Genomic DNA, 3,661 nt, shown 5'->3' with positions numbered 1-3,661 from the left:
GATGGCGTGTTGATCGGCGCCAATCTGACGGCCACCCATTCGCGTGCCGCGATCGAGCGTCGCGATGCCGCCGGTGTGATGCGCTCGCGTGATATTGCGCTGCCCAACGCGTCCGAGCGCAGCGCCAATCTGATGCTGGGCTACGAAACGGCCGCATGGAATGCGCGCATCGCCGCCAACTACAAGTCGCGTTACCTGCTGCAGATCGGCGATACCGGGGATGCTCGCCGCGATGCCTATGTCGATGCGCAGACCCAGTGGGATCTGTCGGCCAGTGTGCGCCTGAGCAAACAGATGCAGCTGGTGCTGGAAGGCCTGAATCTGAGCGATGAGCCCTACTACGTCTACCTCGGTGATCGCAGCCGCAATTACCAGTACGAGCAGTACGGCCGCACCTGGAAGATCGGTCTGAAATTCGCCATGAACTGAGCGGCGCATGGCGCCAGTGCCTGCCGGGCCGTGCGCAGATTGCACGGCTTGCCTCAACTGCTTGATGGAACAACCATGATGAAGATGCCCGGCGTTCGCGCCATCGTGTATACCTTGCTGGCCGCGCCCTTGCTGGCGGCCGGCCCCGCACCGGCCGTGCCGCCACAGCTGAGCGGCGCCAGCCGTGTCGTGTCGCTGGATGGGGCCGGCTGGCTGGCACAGGACAAAAAGACCCTGCGCTGGTTATCGACGCAGGGCGAGCTGCGCGCGCTCCTGAAGCTGCGCAGTGAGGCGCTGGATGTACGCCCCGACAGCAGCGGCTGGCTGGTCGCCACGATCGACAAGGATCAGCAGCGGCCGCAGCTCTTGCGCCTCGATGCGGTCAGCGGCGCAATGGAACGCTTGCCGGCCCTGCCAGAGCCAGCGTTCGCGGCAGAAGCGCTGTGTCTGTACCGGGACGATCAGCAGCTGGTGCATCTATTCGTGCTGGGGCGCGAGGGGCAGGCCGAGCAGTGGTTGCTGGGTGGCAGTGTGCCGCGCAAGGTGCGCAGTCTGGCATTGCCGCCCGGTGCGCATGCGTGCCGGGTGGATGATGGCACCGCCCAATTGCTGGTCGATGAGCCCGCTACCGGCCTGTGGCGCTACCCGGCCGATGCGGAACGTGCGCTGAGCCGCTTGCCGGTATTGCTGAGCAAGCCCTATGGCCCGCTCGAAGGTGTCGTGGCTGACTTTTCGGTGCGCCATGGCCAGGTACGGGCAATCGCTGGCGCTGGCCGTGCAGTGTTCAGCCTTGCATTGGGCCGGGCGGACGGCCGGCTGGGCGGGCCGGAGCTGGTGCCGGAACCTGTCGATGCGCTGGCGCCAGGCCCGGATGGCGATCTGGCACGCACGCGCGAGGGCGGCCGCTGGATCGTGGTCGGCGCGGCGGCAAAGCCGCAGGCCCGCTCGTCCATAGCCATTGTCGAGCCCAGGGTGCAGACGGACCCGATGCCGCAATGGGGCGATGCGGCGGACGATCCGGCCATCTGGGTAAACCGGCAGCAGCCTGCCGAGAGCCGGGTGCTGGCCACCAACAAGAAGCAGGGCCTGCATGTGTATGACATGAACGGCAAGGAGCGCCAGTTTCTGCCGGTAGGGCGCATCAACAATGTCGATCTGCGCCAGGGCGTGCAGTGGGATGGGCGGCTGGTCGATCTGGCGATTGCCACCCAGCGCGACGATTTGTCGCTGGTGGTATTCGCGATTGACGGGCAGGGCAGGGTGAGCGAGTGGGGCCGAGTGTCCACCGATCTGCAGAATATCTATGGTGTGTGTGTCTACCAGCCGCGATCAGGCGGGCTGGAGGTGTTTGTCAACGACAAGGACGGCAGCTACCAGCAGATTCGCCTCGGTGAGCAGGCCGGCAAGCCGGTCGGCGCGGTGGTACGTCGCTTCAAGGTGGCCAGCCAGCCCGAAGGCTGTGTGGTCGATGACCGGGCGGCGCGCCTGTTTTTCGGTGAGGAAAAGCGCGGCTTGTGGACGCTACCTGCCGATGCCGACAGCCGCGAGCCGGCGCAGCTGATCTTGCCGGTAGGTGACAAGCTGGCGGCCGATGTCGAAGGCATGGGTATCTATCGTGGCGAGCGGCGTGACTATCTGCTGGTGTCCAGCCAGGGAGCGGACCGCTATGAAGTGCTGGAGCTGGAGCCGCCGTTCCGCCATCGCGGCAGTTTTCGCGTCGGCATCAATGCTCTGGCCGGTATCGATGCCAGCTCGGAAACCGATGGGCTGGAGCTGAGCAGTGCCAATCTTGGCCCCGCCTTTCCGCGCGGCATGCTGGTGGTGCAGGATGGTCACAAGCGTTTGCCCGACGGCCGGCAGAACTTCAAATACATAGGCTGGGAAGATATCGAGCGCGCCCTGGCGCTGGATTGATACGGGCGATGCCCCCCGAGTAAGAGCCTAGGGCAGCGCTGAATGAATCGAGTTTTCAACAAGCATCGCCGGTCGCGGGAAACCCGGGACTTAAGCGGCAGAGGGCAAGTTGTTGAATCCTCGCTGTTCTATTCCACCCCCTCCGCCCCCGCCTTGCGCGGGGGAGCCGCGCTTTTGCGCGTAGATGGATCTGTTCAGCGCCAGCTAGGGGGCCTATCGAGGGCGCGGTAGCTGCTGCCGGTATGGGATTGGTAAATCCGGTCCAGCTCGCCACTGTGCAGCATGCGCCTGAGCTGGCGATCGAACGGCTTGATCAGTGCGCTATGGCGTGGCGAGAAGCCGACAAAGCTGGGGCTTTGTTCGGCCAGTGGCAGCAAGGGGCGGATGCCCAGGTGTTCCATCGCGGCGAACTGCCGGCCCCAGCGGATATCTTCGAACACTACATCGACATGGCCGGCAGCCAGCTTGCGCAGGTTCGATTCCGGGTCGGGTGCCTGGTCGGCCTGCGCGCTGCTTTCCACGCGCAGCTTGCCATAGGTGTAGCGATTGACCACGCCGATGCGCTGGCCCTTGAACTGGGCGAGCGACTCGTACTGCTTGATTGGAGAGGTATCGGCCACGAAAGCCGCCAGCGACCAGTAGGCCAGTGCAACCTGGCTGTCGGCAAACTCGAGGGTCAGATCGGGTGAAGAAAACAGCAGCAGGTCGATCTGGTCTTTATTGGCGAGGCTCAGGCAGCGCGCATACGGAAGTGCTTGCCAGGCCAGATCGTAGCCCATGCGCGCAAACGCCAGCCGCATCGCGTCGACTGCCGCGCCTTGGTGCTGGTCGGTCTGGCGGGTGTAGGCATAGGGAAGCCAGGGCTCGTAACAGACATTCAATAGCGGCTGCGCCGCAGCGAGGCCAGCAATGATGCAGCTCAATAATGCGCGCAGCAGGGTCATCGCCACAGCATAAGCGCCAGCAGGTTGAATCGCCAGACTGTCTCTGGTCGTAGCCGCGCCGGGCTCAGCTGGCGCTGATCAGCTTCAGGTATTTTTGCTGCAGCTCATCCTTGCTCTCCTTGCGATCCGGATCGAGCGGGATGCAGTCCACCGGGCACACCTGCTGGCATTGCGGTTCGTTGTAGTGACCAACGCATTCGGTGCACAGATCGGGGTCGATCTCGTAAATCTCCGCGCCTTGCGAGATCGCCTTGTTCGGGCACTCCGGTTCGCACACGTCGCAGTTGATGCATTCGTCGGTAATCATCAGGGCCATGGTCTTGCCTCATTGCTGTTGGGGGGGGAAGGGGGGGCGGATTCTACCATTGCGGTTT

Annotated in this window: 4 protein-coding genes; 2 read left to right on the top strand and 2 right to left on the bottom strand. The window is 64.1% G+C overall.

Annotation, left to right across the window (positions count from 1 at the left end; translation table 11 throughout):
• Positions 1-429 (top strand): TonB-dependent receptor domain-containing protein (locus ACE3OH_RS20735; RefSeq protein WP_374357657.1); only part of this gene is annotated, 429 nt, incomplete at its 5' end.
• Between the two features lie 75 nt (positions 430-504).
• A complete protein-coding gene (locus ACE3OH_RS20730) occupies positions 505-2,343 on the top strand; it encodes a phytase (RefSeq protein WP_374357654.1) in 1,839 nt (612 codons plus the stop codon).
• Between the two features lie 194 nt (positions 2,344-2,537).
• Here ACE3OH_RS20730 and ACE3OH_RS20725 read toward each other — a convergent pair whose 3' ends face one another.
• A complete protein-coding gene (locus tag ACE3OH_RS20725) occupies positions 2,538-3,287 on the bottom strand; it encodes a substrate-binding periplasmic protein (RefSeq protein WP_374357651.1) in 750 nt (249 codons plus the stop codon).
• Positions 3,288-3,351: 64 nt separating this feature from the next.
• A complete protein-coding gene (locus ACE3OH_RS20720) occupies positions 3,352-3,603 on the bottom strand; it encodes a YfhL family 4Fe-4S dicluster ferredoxin (protein ID WP_374357649.1) in 252 nt (83 codons plus the stop codon).
• Positions 3,604-3,661 lie beyond the last annotated feature (58 nt).

The organism is Chitinimonas sp. (assembly GCF_041904975.1).
Classification (GTDB): domain Bacteria; phylum Pseudomonadota; class Gammaproteobacteria; order Burkholderiales; family Chitinimonadaceae; genus Chitinimonas.
The sequence above is the reverse complement of the archived record's forward strand: the minus strand, read 5'-3'. Positions and strand labels throughout refer to the sequence as shown.

What these genes read in the sequence shown, in the direction of transcription:
- ACE3OH_RS20730 (WP_374357654.1), top strand. Translation starts at nt 505, where the DNA reads ATGATGAAGATGCCCGGCGTTCGCGCCATCGTGTATACCTTGCTGGCC.
- ACE3OH_RS20725 (WP_374357651.1), bottom strand. Translation starts at nt 3,287, where the DNA reads ATGACCCTGCTGCGCGCATTATTGAGCTGCATCATTGCTGGCCTCGCT.
- ACE3OH_RS20720 (WP_374357649.1), bottom strand. Translation starts at nt 3,603, where the DNA reads ATGGCCCTGATGATTACCGACGAATGCATCAACTGCGACGTGTGCGAA.